This is a genomic window from Flammeovirgaceae bacterium SG7u.111, from assembly GCA_034044135.1.
Lineage (GTDB): Bacteria > Bacteroidota > Bacteroidia > Cytophagales > Flammeovirgaceae.
In genome coordinates, this window is sequence record CP139021.1 from 2,133,755 (window position 1) to 2,154,526 (window position 20,772).

Here is a 20,772-nt window from a genome sequence, read left to right on the forward strand (position 1 = left end):
TTGGTTTTGAATAGTAGGGATGCTTTGTTGACCCTACATATTTTTTTACATAGCGGAACATTTTTTTTGTGCTTATTTTTAAGGCTTTTACCTCCTCACTAATCCTTTCACCTTTTTCCATTCCATTGTTACCACTGGCAATCTGTGTCAAATTTTCTCGGTTTAGGCGAGTAGATTAGAATTTATTTGAAATAATAGTCTTTTTCGATTGTGATTTATATCTTAACAAAGATAAATACAGTAGATTAAAGGTATGGCAGAGGAATACATTGAATTGAAAGAAGAGCATGAGAGGTTTGGAAAGCATTTAGAAGAAAACAATAGAATTTTCTTCTCTGGGATTTTTGGAATAGGTAAAACACATTTTTTAAGAAGTTTTTTCGATAAGAGAAAAGATGCCATCGTTGCCATACGGCTCTCACCTGTTAGCTATTCTGTTTCAAGAAACGAAGATATTTTTGAGTTGATCAAAACAGATATATTGTTACAGCTTCTTGCCCAAGAAGTAGAAGTACAAGAAACTGCACTTTCAAAAGTAAATGCTGCAATTTTATTCGCGCAACAATCCATTGGAAGTTTCCTTTCTCCTTCAATAATGACAGCAACTGCAATCGCTGGAGCAGGTTCTGTCCTAAGCGGAGAACCAACAGGTGCGTTAATGGCTGGTATTCTGAAAGTAGGTCCAACTATTTCCAAGAGTATAGATGGATTTCTTGGATTAAAGGAAAAGTTAGCTGAGAATTATAAGAAAGTCAATGAGGATCAGATAGGTAAGGAAAAGGTATGGGACTTTATAAAAGAACAATTAAAGCAAAAGGGCTCTCCATACGAATCTGATCCAATTACTATTTTGATTCAAGATTTAGTTGTACAGCTAAAAGAGAAGGGTGTAAAAAAAGAAAAGGACATAGTAGAGGAAGAGGAGATAAAAGAGAAAAATGGTAAAGAAGTAGTGCTTTATATTGATGATTTGGACAGAATTGACCCAGCCCACATTTTTAGGATACTCAATGTATTTAGTGTGCACATAGATGAAGAGCTTTTTCATGGAGGGGAGAATGGATTATCAAACAAGTTTGGTTTTGATAAAATAATATTGGTAGGGGATATTCAGAATGTTCGAAACATTTTCCACCATCAATATGGTCAGGAAACTGATTTTAGTGGGTATATCGATAAGTTTTATGATGGGGAGGTTTTTAGATATGACCCAATTAAAGAAATAATTGGATGGTTATATTTAAAACTACAGATGATTAAATCTCCAGATAATTATCCTAGGAGTTTTGGGTTTAACACACTGCATTTTATTCTTAAAGCTTTTTTACAGTATGATCTTATAAATCTTAGAAAGTTATTAGAGCTTCTTAAGTATAAGGGAATAGATGATTTTAATTTCTATGTTCCACCTGATACTGATAGGGTTAATGATTATTATCTTTCTGGTCTGAGTTTCTGTTATATGTCTCAAGTGTTACGGTTACTGTTTGGCTCTAAAGAAATACTAATTAATACTGCCGAAAAACTAAAGTATAAATCTCGGTTTACCAAGAAAGATTCAGATTCAAAGTTATTACTGGAGTATTATTTGACTTTAGTATTATTGGAAAGTGATAATGCAAAAGAAAAATTTGACCCAGATGATAATTCGCGTTTTAATATCAACTTAGAAATCCACGCTCTATGAGCGTGGTTAATAACCGCTCTGCGTGGCTAAGCCAGAAAACGGCCCAATGATTATATTCAAGAGTTGTCCCCACAACCGAAGAATATATTATGAGCCGTTTTCACAAATTGTCACATTGGATCTGGTATTGCAAGTACCATATAGTTTGGACACCTAAATATAGGTATAGGATCCTCGAAGGAGCAATAAAAAGGGCAGCAATAGAGCATATAATGCAGTACGCCGCCCAAAAGAAATATATTATCGATACGCTGAACGTCCAAAAGGGCCATGTTCACTTGATTATCGATATCCCTCCCAAATATTCGGTTTCCGATGTGGTGGGGATCTTGAAGGGCCGGACAGCCATACGGTTGTTTTCAAAGTTCAAGAAGCTGAAGCAACGCCCCTATTGGGGCAACCGTTTTTGGGCAACAGGCTATTGTGTTGATACGGTAGGGCTTGACCCAGAAAAGATAAGGCTTTACGTGGAGTATCAAGAAGAACAGGAAAAAAAGAACGAGAGCTAAGAATAACAAAGTAATAAAATAGATTTATAACCGGGGACAATGAATTCCTTTGCCTCCTTTGGGGGCAAGGGCAGTTTACCCCCTTACAGGGGTTATCACAATTCCCCGCCCTTTGGGTGGGGATCTTTTAATCAAAAAATATTCTTCAACATTAGTAGTGAAACAACTTACGAGTGGAGATATTATATTGAAGGTTTTGAATATAAAAGGTTTACAAGGTTAGATGATGAATCCTTACCGGAAGAATTTCCATTATGGCTTTTTTTTCACGAGGCGCTGGTAGTGCTCGACCAAAAGGGCGTTCTTTAAAATCACCTCCTCAAAAAGCCCATTATCTTTTTCCTTTCCTTCAAGAATACCACAGCCAAAAAAGTGAGTAAAAGCAGGTTGTTTGCCAGTAGGTTCATAAAAAAGCTACCAAAGTCAAGCTGTGTAGTAGCCCAGCTCATAGCCCCCGCCAATAGGAGGTAGAAAAGCCCAGAAAGTACTCGATAGGGGATAGGGTAATATTTCCTACCCAAGAGGTAACAGAGCAACATCATGCTGCCGTAGCAAGTAAAGGTTGCCCAGGCGCTGCCAAAATACCCGATGTGCGGAATGAGGTAGAAGTTGAAACTGATGGTGAACAGTGCGCCTATGCTGCTGATAATTGCTCCAAAATAGGTGCGATCGGTGATTTTGAACCAAGCGGCAAGGTTGTAGTAAATGCCTAAAAATACGTTTGCCATGAGCAAAATGGGTACTACGCCCAATCCTACCAAATAGGCTTTATCTCGAATGAATATTCTGGAAAGCCAATCTACATTTGCCATTACGGCTACCAACATGAGGCAGCAGGCAATGATAAAATAATTCATCACGATGCTGTAGGCTTCCTTGTGGTCTTTGTCTTTTGCCTTGGCAAAAAAGAACGGCTCGGCTGCGAATCGGAATGCCTGCACCGCTAAGGTAATGAACATGGAAAGCTTGTAGCAGGCGGAGTAGATTCCCACTGCATCCATGTTTTCCTTGTCGGGGTAAAAGTCTGCCGGAAGCAGGTATTTGAGCAGAACCCGGTCGGAAACCTCGTTGATGCTAAACGCCAAGCCAGAGAAAATGATGGGAAACCCGTAGATCAACATGGGTTTCAGCTGGCTCATGTTCAGGCTGTATTTCAAGGTTCGGAACACGGGCAGTAAAATGGGGACGAGCATGGCATTTGCCAAAAGGTTTGCCAAGAAAGCGTAGCCTAGCCCCAGTTCAGGGTCGTAAAATGAGCTGATCATTGGCTGCAAGCTGGCTAAATATTTCCCTTCAAATACGCCTTTGCAGAAAATGAGGAAAAATATGTTCAGACCAAAATTGATACAGATGTTACCCAACTTGGCGAGGGCAAAATACTTGGCTTTGTGCTGGATGCGAAGCCTTGCAAAAGGGATGGCGACAATGGCATCGATGCCGATGAGGAGGGCAAACCACACGATGTATTTCTGTCCGTCTGGGTAGCCGAGGGCTTGGGCGATGGAGCTGGAAAAAGCAATGAGGATGCCCGAAAAAAGCAAACTGGTGGTGAGCAAACTGCTAACCGCTGAGTTGAAGCTTTTGGTTTCATCTCCGCCTTCGCGGGTGGCAAAGCGGAAATAGGCGGTTTCCATTCCGTAGGTAAAAAGCACGTTGAGCACGGCGGCATAGGCATAAAACTCGGATACAATTCCGTAACTTCCTGGAGCAAAAACTCCTGTGTGCAGAGGCACTAGCGCATAGTTGAGCAGCCTTGCCATAATGGTCGTTCCCCCATAAATCGCCGTTTCCGAAGCTAGTTTTTTGAGCATGTTGTTTTTTGAATGGCTTTCAATGCCTAGTTTTGGTTCAATGGCTAAAGATAGGTTGTTTGAAATTAAACCCCGTGAGGGGTTTCAAATTTGTAGTTATTTGAGAAGTTGAAAGGTCAACGCCCTAGGTGTTGCACAAGTGCAAATTTTCCTTTTTATGCAACCCGCTACGGGGTTGTTTTTTTCTCTTTTCAAAGCTACAAATATGCAACCTCTTCGAGGTTGGGGAATATCTTATACTTGACTGTACAAAAGAACGAGTCTTCCGCACATGGTTAAATGTGATAAGAGGAGGTTGTCACTTTCGTGAGAATGACTTGAAAGTAGAAGAAAATGAATTAGTATTGCAAGAAAGTGTTAGGAGGAAAAAATGGAAGAATACCCTTACCAACCCATCATCAATATTTCGGGGATTTGTGCTGCCCATGGCATGAAAGAAGCCGTGTTGTCCCCAGGCTCACGTTGCGCCCCGCTTACGCTTGCTTTCACTCGCCATCCGACCATCAACACCTACACCATCACCGATGAACGGTCGGCGGGTTTCATTGGCTTGGGTTTGGCTCAGCAAACGGGGAAGCTTGTTGGGTTGGTCTGTACTTCGGGTACGGCAGCGTCTAATTATGGACCAGCAATAGCCGAGGCATTCTACCAACATGTTCCGCTAATTGCATTCACAGCTGACCGCCCACCCGAATGGCTCGACCAACTCGATGGGCAGACGATCAGGCAACAAAACTTGCATGCCAACCATGTGAAGGGCTTTTTCCAACTTCCCGTCGATTATTCGCACCCCGATGCGAAGTGGCATATCCAACGAACCATTTCGGAAGCCATTAACTTGGCGACGACTTTCCCACAAGGACCAGTGCAGGTAAATGTGCCGTTTCGTGAGCCGTTTTACCCTACCGCTTCTCAGCAGTTTGAAATTGAAAATCCAGAAAACATTATTTTGGAGGAAGATTCGGAGCAAGTACTAAGCGAGTTGGTTTGGGAGAAGTTGAAAACAGAAGCTCAGGGTTATAGGAAAATATTGCTAGTTGCAGGGCAGGGGAAACGAGATGAAAAACTGCTGGATGCGCTAAGGAAATCAGGTTTGCCCGTAGTTTCCGATGTGATTTCAAATGCTTCGGAATTGGAAAATGCCATTCGCCACCAAGATGCTTTTTTGGCTAGGGCAGATTTGCACGAAGAGTTAAAGCCTGACCTTATCGTAAGTTTTGGAAAGTCGGTGATTTCGAAAAACTTGAAGCTCTTTTTGAGGAAAAATAAACCAGCAGCGCATTGGCATACCCAGCCAGCGGGGCAAGTAGCGGATACGTTCCAGTCGCTCACAAAAATACTTCGATGCGAGCCTGCTTATTTCTTTACAGAAGCAAGAGAAAAAGAGCTTTTTCAGCCTGAAACTTCTTTTACCGAAAGGTGGAAAAATGTAGATGAGCAAACGAGAAATTTTACCAACGAGTTTTTGGGAAGCAAGCCCGACAACGAATTTTCTTTTGTGAAAGAGTTGATGCAGAATTTGCCCCAAAATGTCAGTTTTCATTTGGCAAATAGCATGTCGGTGCGCTATGCGAACTTTGTAAACCAGCTTCCCGAAGGGGCAGAGGTTTGGGCGAACAGGGGGACAAGCGGAATAGATGGGAGCAATAGCTCAGCGGTTGGGCATGCCCTGGCTTCACCCGAAAAACTACACGTATTGCTCACAGGCGATCTGGCTTTTTTCTACGATAGAAATGCTTTTTGGAACAAATACCTTCCTCCAAACCTCAAAATTATTTTGTTGAACAACAAAGGTGGGGGCATTTTCCGAATGATTCCTGGACCAGTTGCCCAACCCGAGCTCGAGGAATATTTCGTGACGTCAAGCCATCTCGATGCTTCATATCTGTGCCAAGAGTTTGGGATGGATTATTTTCAATCTAATTCTGTTTTTGAAGGCAAAATACACCTTAAAAGGTTTTGGGAAGTTGGCTCAGTACAAAGTTTGTTGGAATTTGGCTCGGATGGAAAGCAAGGGCAAGAAATATTTCAGGAGTTTAAGGGCGAAGTAAAGAACTTGCAATTTTGAAGCTTGAGCAAATTACGGGTAATGAGTTAAAATGAAAAAGGTCACCAAATCGGTAACCTTTTTCATTTTAACTACCCTTTTCCCCATCTTCTATTCTATTGATGACATGGTCGGAAAGTTTTTTGCTGGCATCTGCGCCAAGTTCTCGTATCCGCTCTATTCGTCCTACTATCGTATCGCCTTTCTTTTTCGATTTATAAAGTTTGTTTATGGCACTTTCGTAAGTGATGTGTAGTTTTTCAATGCTCGATTCTATTTTGCCCATATCGTCCATAAACCCAGTGAACTTATCGTAGAGTGCACCACTTTCTCTGGCTATTTCTAGTACGTTTTTCTTCTGGCTGTCTTGCTTCCAAATAAACGCTACGGTTCGTAAGGTTGCCAATAGGGTAGAAGGAGCGACCATTACCACATTTTTGTCCAGTGCTTTGTCAAAAATGCTAGGGTCTTCCCTAAAAGCCAAGGTGAGCGCAGGTTCTATTGGCATAAAAAGCATTACATAATCAGGCTGATTGAGCTGGTTGAGCTGTTGATAGTTTTTACTGCCCAAGTCTTTTATATGTTGCATTACACTTTTGAGGTGTTCTTGCAAATAAAGCTGCTTTTCAGCCTGGTCTATTTCGTTGAAATAGCGATTGTACGCCGTAAGTGACACTTTTGAGTCAATCACGATGTATTTGTCCTCAGGAAGCTTCACTATATAATCGGGGCGAAGAACGTTGCCTGCGTCGTTTTTGAGTACTTCTTGCTTCAAGAAGTGGACACCTTTTATCAACCCAGCTTTTTCTAAAATCAGTTCTAGCTGCATTTCTCCCCAGTCGCCCTGCACTTTTGAGTCTCCTTGCAGTGCATTGGCTAGGCGCTGGGCATCTTCCCCAACTTTTGTGTTGGCTTGGTGAAGGTGTTTTATCTGCTCTTTCAGCGTAATTATTTCCCTAGCCTCGGCTTGGTAAGTTTTTTCTACTTTGTCTTTAAATTCGTTCAGACGGTCTTGGAAAGGGTTTAGAATTTCGCCCAACCTACCATTGTTTATTTCGAGGAACTTTTTGCTTTTTTCGTCCAATATATCATTGGCAAGGCTCTTGAATTCAGCCCTGAATCGTTCTTCCATCTTTTCTACCTGCTTATTTCCTTCTTGCACTTTCTGGTGGAATTGCTTCACCATTTCTTCTCTGGCAGCTAGTTTTTCTCTTAGAACATTGATTACTTCTATTTTATCTTTCAGCTCCACTTCGTTTTTCTTAAAGTATAACTCCAAATGCTGGTATGTTTCTTTTGATACATAATTTTTTTCTAACTCCATTTTATCAATCCATTTTTCGGCTCTGAACTTATTTATCGCCAGTAGCCATGCTATAAAAGCCCCAATAACTCCACCTAGTACTAAGCCAGTGAATAATACAGATAGTTCCATATTTTATAGTAGAAAATTAGTTAGAGGGACAAGGTAGCAAATGAGACCGTAAAAGAAGTACGGTGTAGGTTTATTACCTATAGTATTTGAGTTGCACTTATTGCAAAAGTACCTATTATATTAACTAATAGACATGCCATGTAACCTTTGGGTGGCATTTAAAAGCAGAGATTAAGATTTGTTTAGAGTTGGGCAGTGAGGTGAGTGTGGTAATCAACAAGTTGCTATTTCTTTATTCCTAGTGTTTTTATGAGGTAAGCCTTAAAAAGGTTCAATCTGCAGTAACTTCGTTTTCAAACGCTGCCCAATCAAAATTATGATGTGCGATTATTGATATAAAATCATCTTTTTGTATTATTTCGCTCAACTTTGGGCAAGTATCTGGTTGACCGCCTCTTATAAGTGCAAAGGGATTGCAATTAGTTCCCGTGCTTTCGCTAAACTCGATAGATTTTTTCAAAAAGCCTCCCCAAGTCATTCCCACTATTTTGTTAGGTTTGCAGGTTTTAGGGTTGGCTCCTTTACTGTTGAGCAATAGTTTTTCCACTATTTCAGCTGAGTAGATATCTTGGCATTCTTGCACAAGAGCCAATAGTTCGAAGCTTTCCATGATTTGGGTCGATTTTACATTATCGAACATCCATGAGTTGGAAGGATCTACCAATAGGTGCAAAATTCGAGTGTTTCCTTCACCTATAAACCTCGATACAAGATCGATAATGGTTTTGGTAGCCCCATCTGAATCTGGGACATTGGCTACTGTGGGGAATATGATAACGGATTTGTTGTCACAGATTTCAGCTCTTTCATACGTTTCTTTGCTGAGGGTGTTTCCTCTTACAAAATGAATTTTGGGCAAAACGGAAATGCTTTGGGGCAACTCTTCTAACCTGCTGTCCACTATGCAAATTCCCACGTCGTTTTCCACACTCCTCAGTTCTTTAATGAAGTTAATCAACTGGTATTCGCCAGGGAAATTAAAAATCACATATCCGTCTTTGAAAGGGTTTATCATGAGTCCAAGCCTTTTTTTATTGATCAAATGTTGTCTGTAGTCGAATGCTGCTGAAAATAGCGCACCTAAAATAGCGATGCCCAATGTGCAGAGTACAATAGTGAGCCACCTGCCTATGGAGGTTTCGGCTGGGCGGTTACCGTAGCCCACTGTAGTAAAGGTTTGCCAGCCTTGCCAAAATGCCTCTTCAAAAGAAACATCTTCGACAAGGAAAAAGCCTAAAATATAAACTATGAAAAGCGACAAAAACCAAACTGTCACTTTTACCAGCCACGAAAGCGGCTCTTGTTCTTTTATTTTTTGGGAAAATTCCCTGAAAAGATGCAGTATCATGGACTAAACATATCTACTTTCCTCCAGATTGTCAACATTATTTTGCCAAATAGACTGATTGGGATAGATTCTATTTTGACTTTCATCATTTTAGAAATTCTTCAAGACTGGGAGGAGAATGGTTTTAAGTGTGTCAAGCCTAGATGATTTAGCTTTATAGGCTTTAACTGAACTGGCATAGTATCTTAGGATCAAAATAATTTCTCAAAACGTTCATTTCTACTTGGCTACAGATAATAGCCGAGGCTTAAATTGGTTTAATATGAAAACAGTTTTCCATACTGCTTTATATTGTTATTTTTGGATGTTTTATCATTACAGAGAAATTTAAGACAACCTTTTAAGGTATTGGTTATCAAAATCAATTTTTATAAAAAAAGCATAAGCGCTTAGATGAAGACCATAGATATAACTACTCCCCAAAACGTGACCATTCGGTACGAACTTGCCGACCTTAAAGACAGGATAATAGCTTTTGTGATTGATTTTTTGATCTTGGTCACAGGAATTTCGATCATGAGTGCGATCCTTACTTTTGCCTTTATAGATACATGGGGGATGGAGTTTGTGATGGTTATAAATGTGTTGGTTTTTGTTTTTTATACCCCAGTCTCCGAAATTTTGACAAATGGGCAAACCTTGGGTAAAAAGTCATTGAAAATCAGGGTAATTCACCTCACAGGCAGACCGCCTAATATTAGTGATTATCTTATCCGCTGGAGCTTTAGGATGGTTGATATCTGGTTCTCTTCAGGGACAATAGCTGCCGTACTTTGTAACACCACTTCTACTGGGCAAAGGCTAGGTGGCATGCTTTCGAATACTACAGTGATAAAGGAACGCCCGAGCAATATGTACTCGCTTCACGATCTTGAAAAAATTCAGACGGCTGATCATTATGAACCTACATACCCTGCAGTTGCTTCTTTTAAAAATGAAGATATGTTGCTTATAAAAAGGGTGATAGACCGTGCTTTGAAGTACAAGAATGGGGCACATTCGGAAGCCTTGGTGCTGATGACGGAAAAAGTAGCCGAAAATTTAGGTATTCCTACGCCTAAATCGGATAAAATGGGTTTTCTGAAAACCGTTATCAAAGATTATATTGTGCTTACAAGGTAGGCGCAACCTTTCTAAATGGAGATCAACCTTTGTTTTTAGGGTAAAAAGTGCACTTTGCCTTTTCCCGAACATTTATAAGGTTGATTGATAAAAAAAATCATCGAAACCTTCTTACATTTGCAGAATGAAGAATATCAGGAATTTCTGTATCATAGCCCATATTGACCATGGTAAGAGTACCTTGGCCGATAGGCTACTAGAGCAAACCAAGACAGTGGGGATGCGAGATATGCAAGCCCAATTGCTCGATAGTATGGATCTGGAGCGCGAGAGAGGCATTACGATTAAGAGTCATGCCGTTCAAATGATTTATGATTACAAAGGTGAAGAATATACACTCAATTTGATAGATACTCCAGGGCACGTTGACTTTTCTTATGAAGTCTCCCGCTCAATAGCCGCTTGTGAAGGTGCGTTGTTGATAGTAGATGCGGCTCAGGGCATTGAAGCTCAGACTATTTCCAACCTGTATTTGGCACTAGACCATGACTTGGAGATTATCCCGGTGATGAACAAGATAGATTTGCCAAGTGCTCAGCCAGAAGAGATATCAGATCAAATAATTGACCTAATTGGTTGCGAGCCAGAAGATATAATTAGGGCAAGTGCCAAAGAAGGAATTGGTATAACCGATATCCTAGAAGCTATAGTAGAAAGAGTACCAGCGCCTCAAGGCGACCCGGAAGCTCCTTTGCAAGCCTTGATTTTTGATTCTGTATATAATCCTTACAGAGGCGTTGAGGTATATTTCAGGGTGCTCAACGGCACAATGAAAAAGGGCGACGAAGTGAAGTTTGTTGCTACAAAAAAGACGTATCATGCCGATGAAATTGGTGTGTTGAAGATAAAGCAGTTTCCGCTAAAGACGATTTCTGCAGGTAATGTAGGATACATTATTTCGGGTATCAAACAGGCAAAAGAGGTGAAAGTTGGAGATACGATCACACATGTAGATCGCCAATGTGCTTCAGCTATCCAAGGTTTTGAAGATGTAAAACCGATGGTTTTTGCAGGCATCTACCCAGTAGAGACTTCGGAGTTTGAGGAGCTAAGGGCTTCTATGGAGAAGCTGCAACTCAACGATGCGTCCTTAGTATGGGAGCCAGAAACTTCTGCTGCGTTGGGCTTTGGTTTCCGATGCGGATTTTTGGGCATGCTCCACATGGAGATCATCCAAGAGCGCCTGGAAAGGGAATTTGATATGACGGTGGTTACCACTGTGCCTTCGGTTTCTTACATAGCAAAAACTACGAAAGGAGAGGTGGTCCATATAAATGCACCTTCGGATATGCCACCGCCGAACTTACTTGAGTATGTGGAAGAGCCGTTTATCAAGGCGTCCATCATCACCAAGTCGGATTTTGTAGGGCCTGTCATCTCACTTTGTATGGACAAGCGGGGTATTTTACAAAACCAGGTTTACCTCACTTCCGATAGGGTAGAGTTGAAGTTCGACATGCCACTTGCCGAGATCGTTTTTGATTTCTACGATAAACTCAAAACCATTTCAAGAGGCTACGCTTCTTTCGATTATGAAGTGAACGAATATGTAAAATCGAAGTTGGTAAAGCTCGATATTATGCTCAATGGCGAGCCAGTAGATGCGCTTTCAGCCATCGTTCACCGAGACAAGGCGTATGAATGGGGTAAAAAGATTTGTGAAAAACTTCGCGAATTGCTTCCAAGGCAACAGTTTGAAATTGCTATACAAGCGGCTATTGGCCAGAAGATTATAGCAAGGGAAACGGTGAAGGCTTTGAGGAAAAACGTATTGGCCAAATGTTATGGTGGTGATATTACCCGTAAGAGAAAGCTTTTGGAAAAGCAGAAGAAGGGTAAGAAAAGAATGCGTCAGGTGGGTAACGTAGAAATCCCGCAAGAGGCATTTATGGCTGTATTGAAACTTGATTAATTAAGAAGAATATTGCTTCCCTTTTTGATTCCTCACTTGAGGTTTTCAAGAAGGGAAGTGCTTTTAAAAAGTATAAAGATTAATGCAACAATATCACGATCTGCTTAGAAGGATTTTAGATGAAGGGGTTTCAAAAGATGATAGGACCGGAACAGGGACAATCAGTGTTTTTGGTCACCAGATGAGGTTCGATTTATCGGAAAATTTCCCACTTCTTACTACTAAAAAGCTGCATCTAAAGTCAATCATCCACGAGCTGTTGTGGTTTTTGCAAGGCTCTACCAATATCCAATATCTCAAAGAAAATAAGGTGAGGATTTGGGACGAATGGGCAGATGAAAACGGAAATCTAGGACCTGTTTATGGCTCTCAATGGCGCTCTTGGCAAGGGGCGGATGGGCAAGCCATCGATCAGATAAGCCAAGTAGTGGGGCAAATTAAAACCAACCCGGATTCGAGAAGGCTTTTGGTGAGTGCATGGAACGTAGCCGATGTGCCCAAAATGGCTTTGCCCCCCTGCCATATTATTTTCCAATTTTATGTAGCTAATGGAAAGCTTTCTTGCCAGCTCTACCAGCGTAGTGCTGATGTGTTTTTAGGCGTTCCTTTCAACATTGCTTCGTATGCTATTCTAACGCTTATGATAGCGCAAGTTTGCGATTTGAAACCAGGTGAGTTTGTTCATACATTGGGAGATGCTCATTTGTATAAAAACCATTTGGAGCAAACAGAACTACAGCTTTCAAGAGATTTCAGGGCATTGCCACAAATGAAGTTAAACCCTGAGATCAAGGATATTTTTAGCTTTAAATTCGAAGACTTTACGTTGAAAAACTACAACCCGCACCCGCACATAAAAGCGGTAGTTTCCGTTTAGCAGAATTTGTTTTTAGGAAATCAAGATTCCTCTTTTTTACTATCAGCAAGGGCTTTTTCCCTCCTTTTTTGCCTTTTATTTTTTTCACTGAGGTTTCTGTTCATGATTTCGATCACTTTTACGGTTGGAAAAAAACCGTTTTTATCTTTGTCGTCGAAACTCAGGCTGAAATAGGAGTGGATCACCTGTCCATCCAAAGGTTCTACATAAAACCTCATGCTGCTTAAGGTGTTGTTTAACTCGGTTAGGTGCTCTTTCTTTACAAATAGTTTTGTGAGTTCTGGATATTTTACCGCCATTTTATCAAAATTGAGATAGCTAGAAATGGGATATTGCGTTCCAAGCTTGTGAAGATCTGAAGTAGGTTCTCCTATAATCCTTCTTTTTACTTTCTTTAAAAAGCGGCTGTCTGTCGTAATGATCAGCTTATCTTTTTGAAGATGGAAATAGGTGTCGAACCCTGTTATTTCCCCCAAATTGTAATAAATACTATCTTTTTTGACCAATCCTTGCCCCGAAAGATGTTCCAAAAAATGCATAGTGTTTGCTTGCGCATTTAGCTCGGCTACAAAACCGGGTGCATTGATAACCTTTGGCTGGCGGACTTCTTTTCTGTTTCCATCGCTATCTGTCTCATATGTTACTACTTCTCTTATTGATTTTATCTCATTGAAATAAACGATCATAGCATCTCCACCTGTAAGGGTAAACAGCTCATTTTCATTAGTGCCAAGCATTAGGATTGCAGCTCGTACGGCAAGCCTGAAATCGTAACTTCGCATCATTTTGGGCAAGATGGCGCGGTTGTACTTGAAATTGATAAACCCTACCAGTTCTTCTTCTTCTAACCTTCCAAATAGCTCTTGGTGATTGTTCCCGGTTAGAATTTCCGAATATGCTTGGATATTGTCAGTGTGGAGGAACTGGGCTACTTTCATTTCCATTTTTCCTTTTTCAAAAATCAAATGGGCATTGATGTAGGCTACATCTTCATTCATGTAAGCAGTAGGCACAAACTCGTTGGTGTATTTTAAATAAGGAGGTTGGGCAAAAATAGAAATCCCTGAGGGGCTTTCTATCATCTTCGTGAAATTGTCATCTTGCAAAATGCAATTTTCTGGGGAGAGGTTGAAAACGGAGGCAATGTGTTTTTTGAGGTTAATCCTGGAGGAGCGGTTGCGGGGGTATACCAAGAGAACCACGTTGTCGTCCCAGGCTAAAGCAAACTGTTTTTGTGCAAAAACAGCTTCTGTATACCCGTCCTGCTTTTCTAAGTAGAAGTTGTCTGTGATTTTAGTTTGATCTTCTACAAAATCATTGAATTTATCGGCATCGCTAAGTTTAAAAAATACCCCTGCAAAGCGTTTGTCTTTTTTAAGGTCGTCACTTAGATAAAAAACGATATTGTTGTATTTGGAAATCCCTAGCTCTTTATCCTCGAAAGAACCTTCTTCCATCATCTTTCCGAAGTTTCTAACTACTTCTCGGTCCATAAAGCTGGCTACACCAGCTATTGCAGTTTTAGGATCTATATTAAATTCCCCATCAAGCATCAGTTTTGCACCTAGCCTTTTGGTGTTCAGCGTCATAATCAACCCTGTGTTGGTTGGCAAATATTCCTCAATAGCCTTTTCTTTTCCGCAGCTTTGAAATAGCAGCGGTATGAAGAGTAAGAATGTAAGGTGCCTTCCATTTTTCATGTGATATGGTCTTCTTTTTATGTAAAAAATACCTTCTTATTAATTTGTACGATCGGACAAAAAGCTATATGAGATCTGATGGGAATTAAGCTTTTTCTAGTTTATTTTCCAAATAAAAGAAATTAGCTACTTATTCCAACCAGATATGGAGAAACAATACATTTTACCAAATGTACGGTTGCTATTTTATTTGTACGAAATATTACTGAAGGTAGTTTGTCTTGGATTATTTGTAGAAATCAAGAATGGTAGGGAAACTAAACTAAAAATCCCGCTGGTCTATTGTTGCCAATGCGTGAAATTGATTGGCTGACTTTGATATTTCTGCAAAAACGCATCTGATTTTATCATCTATGTGCTATCATTGCAAGTATTTTAGAAATATGTATAAGGTACACGCCAATAACTACCATTTTGAAAAATGTGCTATTTTTTGAAAACTATACTTCACATACCCCACAAAAACTTTTTTTTACTAAACTAGTGTTCAAACACTTTTTATTATTAGCAAAACAGTTTAATTAATACCTAATCAACAATTTGTATGGCAGAGACAGTAGAATTGAAAAAAGTAGCATCTCAAGTGAGAAGGGACATTCTCAGAATGGTTCATGGTGTAGGAAATGGGCATCCCGGTGGGGCAATGGGCTGTACTGAGCTTTTTGTATTGCTTTATTTCAAAATGATGGAACACAATACTGAATTTTCGATGGATGGAAAAGGTGAAGATATGTTTTTTCTTTCCAACGGACATATTTGCGCAGGGTGGTATAGCACTTTGGCAAGGGCAGGTTATTTTCCTATCGAAGAGTTGGCTACGCACCGTAAAATGAGTTCTAGGTTACAAGGACACCCAACTCCTCACGAAGAGCTTCCAGGTATCCGCATGGCTTCTGGTTCATTGGGGCAGGGTCTTTCGGTAGCTATAGGTGCAGCTCTTTCCAAAAAACTTAGTGGAGATGACAAAGATGTTTTCGTACTGATGGGCGATGGTGAGCAGCAAGAAGGGCAAGTATGGGAAGCAGCTATGTTCGCACCTCATCACAAAGTAGATAACCTTTTTGCATTTGTAGATGTAAACGGGCAGCAGATTGACGGTACGTGTGAAGAAGTAATGAATAACCGCGATTTGAAAGCAAAATACGAGGCTTTTGGGTGGGAAGTTTATTCTTGTGACGGTAATGACTTTGAAGACTTGGAAGCTACTATCTTGAAAGCGAAAGCGAACAAAGGAAATGGTAAGCCAAAAATGTTTGAGTTGAAAACTGCTATGGGCTTTGGGGTTGATTTCATGATGAACGACCACAAATGGCACGGCGTAGCTCCTAGCGACGAACAACTAGAAAAAGCACTAGCCCAATTGGACGGATCATTAGGTGATTATTAAATTACCAGCTTTTTTTATTGAATCAACTTACTCCAAGCTCAGTTTTTATTACTGACAAAACTTTAGAATAAAATGAAAAAATACACATATACAGAAAAGAAAGATACTCGTTCAGGATTTGGTGTTGGCTTGCACGAAGCTGCGAAGAAGAATGATAATATTGTTGGACTTTGTGCCGATTTGACGGGCTCTCTTAAAATGAATGCTTTCCAAAATGAATTTCCAGAGCGTTTTTTCCAAACTGGTATTAGCGAGGCTAACATGATTGGGATAGCAGCTGGGATGACTATTGGTGGTAAAATTCCTTTCACAGGTACTTTTGCTAACTTCTCAACTGGTAGGGTTTATGACCAAATCCGTCAGTCAATCGCATACTCTCATAAGAATGTTAAGATTTGTGCTTCACATGCAGGCCTGACACTTGGTGAAGATGGCGCTACCCACCAAATTCTCGAAGACATAGGGATGATGAAAATGCTTCCTGGCATGGTTGTGATCAATCCTTGTGACTTCAACCAAACAAAGCAAGCTACTATGGCAATTGCTGAGTACGAAGGCCCTGTATACCTAAGGTTTGGTCGTCCTTCTATTCCAGTTTTCACTACAGATGAAACTCCTTTTGAGATTGGAAAAGCATTGATGATCAATGAAGGTAAAGATGTTACTATTATCGCTACTGGGCATATGGTGTGGGAAGCGATCCAAGCAGGTGAGAAGCTTGAAGCTATGGGCATTGATGCGGAAATCATTAACATCCATACAATCAAACCACTTGACGAAGAGGCTATCCTTAAGTCTGTAGCTAAAACAGGTTGTGTAGTAACTGCCGAAGAACACAATATTTTGGGAGGTCTAGGTGAGAGCGTTGCCAGAACTTTAGCGGTTAATACGCCAGCCCCTCAGGAGTTTGTAGGAACTCAAGATACATTTGGTGAGAGTGGTACTCCAGCAGAATTGATGTTGAAATACGGTCTTTCTTCAGACAGTATCGTAGAAAAAGTTAAGAAAGTAATGGCGAGAAAATAATTTTATAAGTCGCAGCTTTACCCCAACAAGAAAGCCCTTGCATTGAAAGATGCAAGGGCTTTTTGCTTAGAATAGTTCTGAAAATATTGACTAGAACTCTGTATAATACAGTTGAAGTTTCATTTCCTTATCAAACTCATAATTAGGGCCGCCAATAATCAACTTACCTGTTGATTCAGGGTTTGCTATTGCTGCTTCTTGGTAAGCCGATACATTGCCAAATACATCAGAGCTCTCCTTGGTAATAGGAGTAGTCAATATTAATCCATTATTATCAATAGTCTTATTCATAACCCCTTGAATATATGTAGTGATTCTAGGGATAGTGTAGTTCCTTCCACTGAAATTATAAGTCAGTGTCAACATGGATGCGCTAGCTTCACCAAAAAGAAATGATGGGCCATCTTCTGCATTCAAAGATCCATCGCTGTTTGGTAGGAGGAAGATGAGGTCGGCAGGAGGAGTGGCGTGGTCATCTACTGTAGATGGTGGTGGGCTAAAGAAGAGTTCTGCTCTATTAACCACTGCCAACTGATCGGTTATCAAGTTTTCTAAGCCTGGGAATTCGATTTTGGTAGCAATGCCAATACCTTCTTGGATATACAATTCATTATTGGTTTCAGAAGTAGGTATCGGATTGTCTTTAGTAAGACCCGATAAGTACTTGCTTTCAGAAAAGTCATTTTCGATGTTGTGAAACGCTCTTCCAAACCCAATAGTTTTGTAACTTGATACCGTGTCGCCAGGCTCAGAATAATAAACTCTGAGGTAAGCAACTGCACCGGTTGTATAAGGGCGTAAAGCTAACAAATGTCCTTTGTCACCTTCTTTTGGCCTTAGTCTAATTCCATTTATAAATGCCTCAAACTCATCTTGAAACTGAAGGACAGAATTCCCGCTCTCGTTGAAGATCTTCGTCCCAAAGTCGTCGCTAAGCCTAATTATAAGCCTACGTAAAGAGTCTTGAGAGAAATCATAGGTTTTCTCCCCAAGTAACTCAGGTTTGACGTTCTCAATCTTCTCGCTGTGGTAATAGACAGTAGTATCAAGTTGTTCGGCAAGCTCGTGCACCTCGTAAGTTACTGGCAAATTAGTATCGCCAAAAATCTCAGCTAGCGGCAAAGAGAATACAATTGAATCAAAAACAGCATCGTCGCTGCCAAAGACCAATGCACTGTCTTCCGTAGGCAAAATAAGTTGCATGAAGCCTTGTGCCGAGGTTTCTCCAAACTTCTCGTCAGCATAGCGCCCTACTAGTGTATAGCGGGTATCGCTGGTGTTGATCGAGTCTAGCAACACTATTGAGGTTTTTACTTCTAGCGAATCGGTGAAGAATGTGCCCTCTATCAAGTTGTCCCCTTGGAGCTCTAGCCCTATCCTGTTCGTAGTTCCGCAGGATGTAAAGTATAAAAGGATTACTACTAAAAGTAATCCTTTATAGGGTGAATAAATCTTATTAGGCTTTTTGCTGCCGTTCAATTTATTTAGTAAGATCATTATAAAGTTCATAATAAGAATCTTCGTATTGTTCGTTTGGTTCTATCGTATCGATAGTTTTGTTTGAAAAATCGGCAAATAAGCCGTTGATTTTCTCATCTACTTCTTTGCTGGCCTTGGTTACCAAATCAGAGTATTCAGCTCCTATTTTGATGAAACCTTGGTAATCTTGAGACTTGAGGTTTACCAGCATATCGTCCTCAATGTCCATCATTTTTACTTTGCTTAGCAAGTTTTCATCAAACTTGTGGGCAAACTCAGTGTTGTAAACGGTGAAGACTGTTTTCGCATCCTTAAACATAGGATCGTTTTTGTAAGTAGTCTTCAAATACATCGGGATCAAACTAGTCATCCAATCGTTACAGTGAACGATATCTGGTGCCCAGCCTAATTTTTTAACCGTTTCGATCACGCCTTTGCAGAAAAAGATTGCACGCTCATCATTATCAACATGGAACTGCTCCTGCTTATCGGTAAATACCGACTTGCGGTGGAAGTAGTCTTCGTTGTCAATGAAATACACTTGCAATTTTGCACTTGGGATTGAGGCAACCTTAATGGTCAATGGTTTTTCTTCATCGCCAACAGCAATGTTGATACCTGATAGCCTCACTACTTCATGCAATCTGTTCTTTCTCTCGTTGATAAGACCGAATCTTGGCACCATAATCCTTATTTCCATGCCTCTTTCTTGCATGGATTGAGGCAGCTTTCTTACGTAGTTGGCTACTTCTGAACTGTTAAGGAAAGGATTAATCTCGCTTGAGACATATAGGATTTTGAGCTGTGACATATTCTCTGTTTTTTACATTAAATAACTGCAAAAATACAATAAATCACGGTCTTTTCAATATTGTTTATTTCATCGAAATTTGTTATGATATAAGAAGAAATTTCCTTTTCTAGCTTTAAAGGCTTGTTTTTTTTTGACAATACTTCCAATAACTAAAGCTTAGCAAGTAGATCTGATTTAGTTTGAAGCTATAATCAATATAAAAGCCCTGTTGGCCGAAAACCAAAATATTCTTTTGTCATGAAATAAATGCAAGTGAGAGAGAAATGGATGCCTGAGAGGTTGTGCTTTTTTTAGTTTTTTCCGAAGTCTATGGCTTTCATTTCTAAGAATACTCCACCAATAATGCTGTCTTGGCCATAAAATGGATCTTCAGAATTGGTGATGTATTTGAAAAGCTCTACTTTTTTATAGACCATCCCTACGCTATCTGCATATACTTCCCAGCGCACATCGCGGTTTACAAGAGAAGAGTCGTATTGTTGGTTTACAATGAGCGTACGAGGGAATACGGTGCTGGCTACTTCGTAGCTATTACCGAGGCTATCTATCTGGAAGTTGTCTTCTCCTTGGTCATTGTAGATATTTGCATTCCACGTTTTACTATTTTCCACAGGAAGGGCAAGTTTCACTATGGGGATATTATTTTCGGTTTTGATGATTTTAAGGTTTTTTTCCCTAGCTGTCCACACCGAATCTATCCTCCAGCGGTCAGCAGAGTTTTCCCTTCTAAATCGTTCTATCCTATAAAAAGGAAGGTTGTCAAGTCCTGTTTCCAGAGCAGCTACCTCTTCTTTTATCTGGTATTCGCTACTGTCGTTGGGGTTAAGCTCATCGTACAAAATTTGTTGAACGTCATAGACTACATAATGACCCACTTCTAAGGGTAAAAAACTATTGCCATAGCGGGTGTTTTGTGGTTCTATATCGCCCAAGTCACATGAAATGACCAATACGGGCACAGCTAGCAGTAAAAATAGAAATTTGACCAATGATCTCATTTTCTTCTATTAATATAAAGATGATACCAAATCCTAACGCCTTTTGTACCCGCATGGTGCATCAAAGAATCAAATTAACGGGCGGCGGTCAGGGCTATTTCAATGAGAGCGTTTCCAGGTAGCGAGTCCACTTGAACGGTTGCTCTTGCAGGTGCCCCTTCGGTAAAATAAGAGCCGTAAAGTTCATTTACTTTACCATAGTTTGCCAAATCGGTAAGGTAGATCGTGCAACTTACCGTATTGGCATAGGTAAAACCCTCTGCTTCCAAAACAGCTCCAAGGTTGCTCATTACTTGTGTAGTTTGGGCCTCAATACCTTCCACCAATTTCTTTGCTTCAGGATCTATGCCTATCTGCCCAGCAGCATAAAGGGTGTTTCCTACCAATATGGCTTGGCTGTATGGTCCCACGGGCAGAGGGGCCTTGTCAGTTTTTACGATTTTCCTGTTAGAGGCAGCTTCTTCTCCCTTTTGGGGAGCGGCGCAGCTAGCAAGCAAAGAGAGGGTAAATAGAACAGCAACTGATTTTCTGAAATTCATAGCATTGTGGTTTTAAGTGTAGAAAATTTCTAATTGTGCTGTTTTGGTAGGGAGGGGGTGGAAAGTGATTGTGAACGCATG

Annotated in this window: 16 protein-coding genes; 8 read left to right on the forward strand and 8 right to left on the reverse strand. The window is 40.4% G+C overall.

What is annotated here, in order from left to right:
- Positions 1-253 precede the first annotated feature (253 nt).
- The gene (locus R9C00_08380) at positions 254-1,687 is read left to right on the forward strand and encodes a P-loop NTPase fold protein (GenBank protein ID WPO37463.1); all 1,434 of its coding nucleotides are present in this window, start codon (positions 254-256) and stop codon (positions 1,685-1,687) included.
- An 89-nt stretch (positions 1,688-1,776) separates the two neighbouring features.
- Positions 1,777-2,196 (forward strand): IS200/IS605 family transposase, encoded by a 420-nt coding sequence (tnpA, locus tag R9C00_08385; protein ID WPO37464.1) that lies wholly within the window; start codon positions 1,777-1,779, stop codon positions 2,194-2,196.
- A 311-nt stretch (positions 2,197-2,507) separates the two neighbouring features.
- On the opposite strand, the gene R9C00_08390 is transcribed toward tnpA, so the two are convergent.
- Entirely contained in the window at positions 2,508-4,007 is a 1,500-nt protein-coding gene (locus tag R9C00_08390; GenBank protein ID WPO37465.1) for a polysaccharide biosynthesis C-terminal domain-containing protein, read from the reverse strand.
- Between the two features lie 370 nt (positions 4,008-4,377).
- Here R9C00_08390 and menD point away from each other — a divergent pair, with 370 nt between their 5' ends.
- Positions 4,378-6,075 carry a 2-succinyl-5-enolpyruvyl-6-hydroxy-3-cyclohexene-1-carboxylic-acid synthase gene (menD, locus tag R9C00_08395; protein ID WPO37466.1) on the forward strand — a complete coding sequence of 566 codons (1,698 nt, stop codon included), beginning with the start codon at positions 4,378-4,380 and terminating at the stop codon, positions 6,073-6,075.
- 67 nt (positions 6,076-6,142) lie between these two features.
- Here menD and rmuC read toward each other — a convergent pair whose 3' ends face one another.
- Both rmuC and R9C00_08405 read right to left on the reverse strand, forming a co-directional pair.
- On the reverse strand, positions 6,143-7,489 hold the full coding sequence (rmuC, locus tag R9C00_08400) for a DNA recombination protein RmuC (GenBank protein WPO37467.1): 1,347 nt from the start codon (positions 7,487-7,489) through the stop codon (positions 6,143-6,145).
- Positions 7,490-7,760: 271 nt separating this feature from the next.
- Complete coding sequence (locus R9C00_08405; protein WPO37468.1) at positions 7,761-8,837, reverse strand: potassium channel family protein; 1,077 nt, start codon at positions 8,835-8,837, stop codon at positions 7,761-7,763.
- Between the two features lie 393 nt (positions 8,838-9,230).
- Between R9C00_08405 and R9C00_08410 the strand changes: the two genes are divergently transcribed.
- From R9C00_08410 to R9C00_08420, 3 genes are all read left to right on the forward strand, one after another.
- Positions 9,231-9,959, forward strand: coding sequence for an RDD family protein (locus R9C00_08410; protein ID WPO37469.1), 729 nt, complete (start codon positions 9,231-9,233; stop codon positions 9,957-9,959).
- 124 nt (positions 9,960-10,083) lie between these two features.
- Positions 10,084-11,871, forward strand: a complete 1,788-nt coding sequence (gene lepA, locus R9C00_08415) for a translation elongation factor 4 (protein ID WPO37470.1) — start codon at positions 10,084-10,086, stop codon at positions 11,869-11,871.
- Between the two features lie 82 nt (positions 11,872-11,953).
- Complete coding sequence (locus R9C00_08420) at positions 11,954-12,748, forward strand: thymidylate synthase (GenBank protein WPO37471.1); 795 nt, start codon at positions 11,954-11,956, stop codon at positions 12,746-12,748.
- A gap of 20 nt (positions 12,749-12,768) precedes the next feature.
- Here R9C00_08420 and R9C00_08425 read toward each other — a convergent pair whose 3' ends face one another.
- Positions 12,769-14,448: a DUF4836 family protein gene (locus tag R9C00_08425; protein ID WPO37472.1), complete on the reverse strand. Its 1,680-nt coding sequence runs from the start codon at positions 14,446-14,448 to the stop codon at positions 12,769-12,771.
- A 544-nt stretch (positions 14,449-14,992) separates the two neighbouring features.
- Between R9C00_08425 and R9C00_08430 the strand changes: the two genes are divergently transcribed.
- Both R9C00_08430 and R9C00_08435 read left to right on the forward strand, forming a co-directional pair.
- On the forward strand, positions 14,993-15,835 hold the full coding sequence (locus R9C00_08430; protein ID WPO37473.1) for a transketolase: 843 nt from the start codon (positions 14,993-14,995) through the stop codon (positions 15,833-15,835).
- 72 nt (positions 15,836-15,907) lie between these two features.
- Positions 15,908-16,861 (forward strand): transketolase C-terminal domain-containing protein, encoded by a 954-nt coding sequence (locus R9C00_08435; GenBank protein WPO37474.1) that lies wholly within the window; start codon positions 15,908-15,910, stop codon positions 16,859-16,861.
- A gap of 90 nt (positions 16,862-16,951) precedes the next feature.
- Here the strand turns inward: R9C00_08435 and R9C00_08440 are convergent, their stop codons facing one another.
- The 4 genes from R9C00_08440 to R9C00_08455 all read right to left on the reverse strand — a co-directional run bounded on the left by R9C00_08440 (position 16,952) and on the right by R9C00_08455 (position 20,691).
- Positions 16,952-18,370, reverse strand: coding sequence for a DUF4270 family protein (locus R9C00_08440; GenBank protein ID WPO37475.1), 1,419 nt, complete (start codon positions 18,368-18,370; stop codon positions 16,952-16,954).
- The gene (locus R9C00_08445) at positions 18,342-19,151 is read right to left on the reverse strand and encodes a glycogen/starch synthase (protein WPO37476.1); all 810 of its coding nucleotides are present in this window, start codon (positions 19,149-19,151) and stop codon (positions 18,342-18,344) included. The genes R9C00_08440 and R9C00_08445 overlap by 29 nt, the downstream gene beginning before the upstream one ends.
- Positions 19,152-19,444: 293 nt before the next feature.
- The gene (locus R9C00_08450; GenBank protein WPO37477.1) at positions 19,445-20,152 is read right to left on the reverse strand and encodes a hypothetical protein; all 708 of its coding nucleotides are present in this window, start codon (positions 20,150-20,152) and stop codon (positions 19,445-19,447) included.
- Positions 20,153-20,226: 74 nt separating this feature from the next.
- Positions 20,227-20,691: a Rid family detoxifying hydrolase gene (locus tag R9C00_08455; protein ID WPO37478.1), complete on the reverse strand. Its 465-nt coding sequence runs from the start codon at positions 20,689-20,691 to the stop codon at positions 20,227-20,229.
- Between the last annotated feature and the right edge of the window lie 81 nt (positions 20,692-20,772).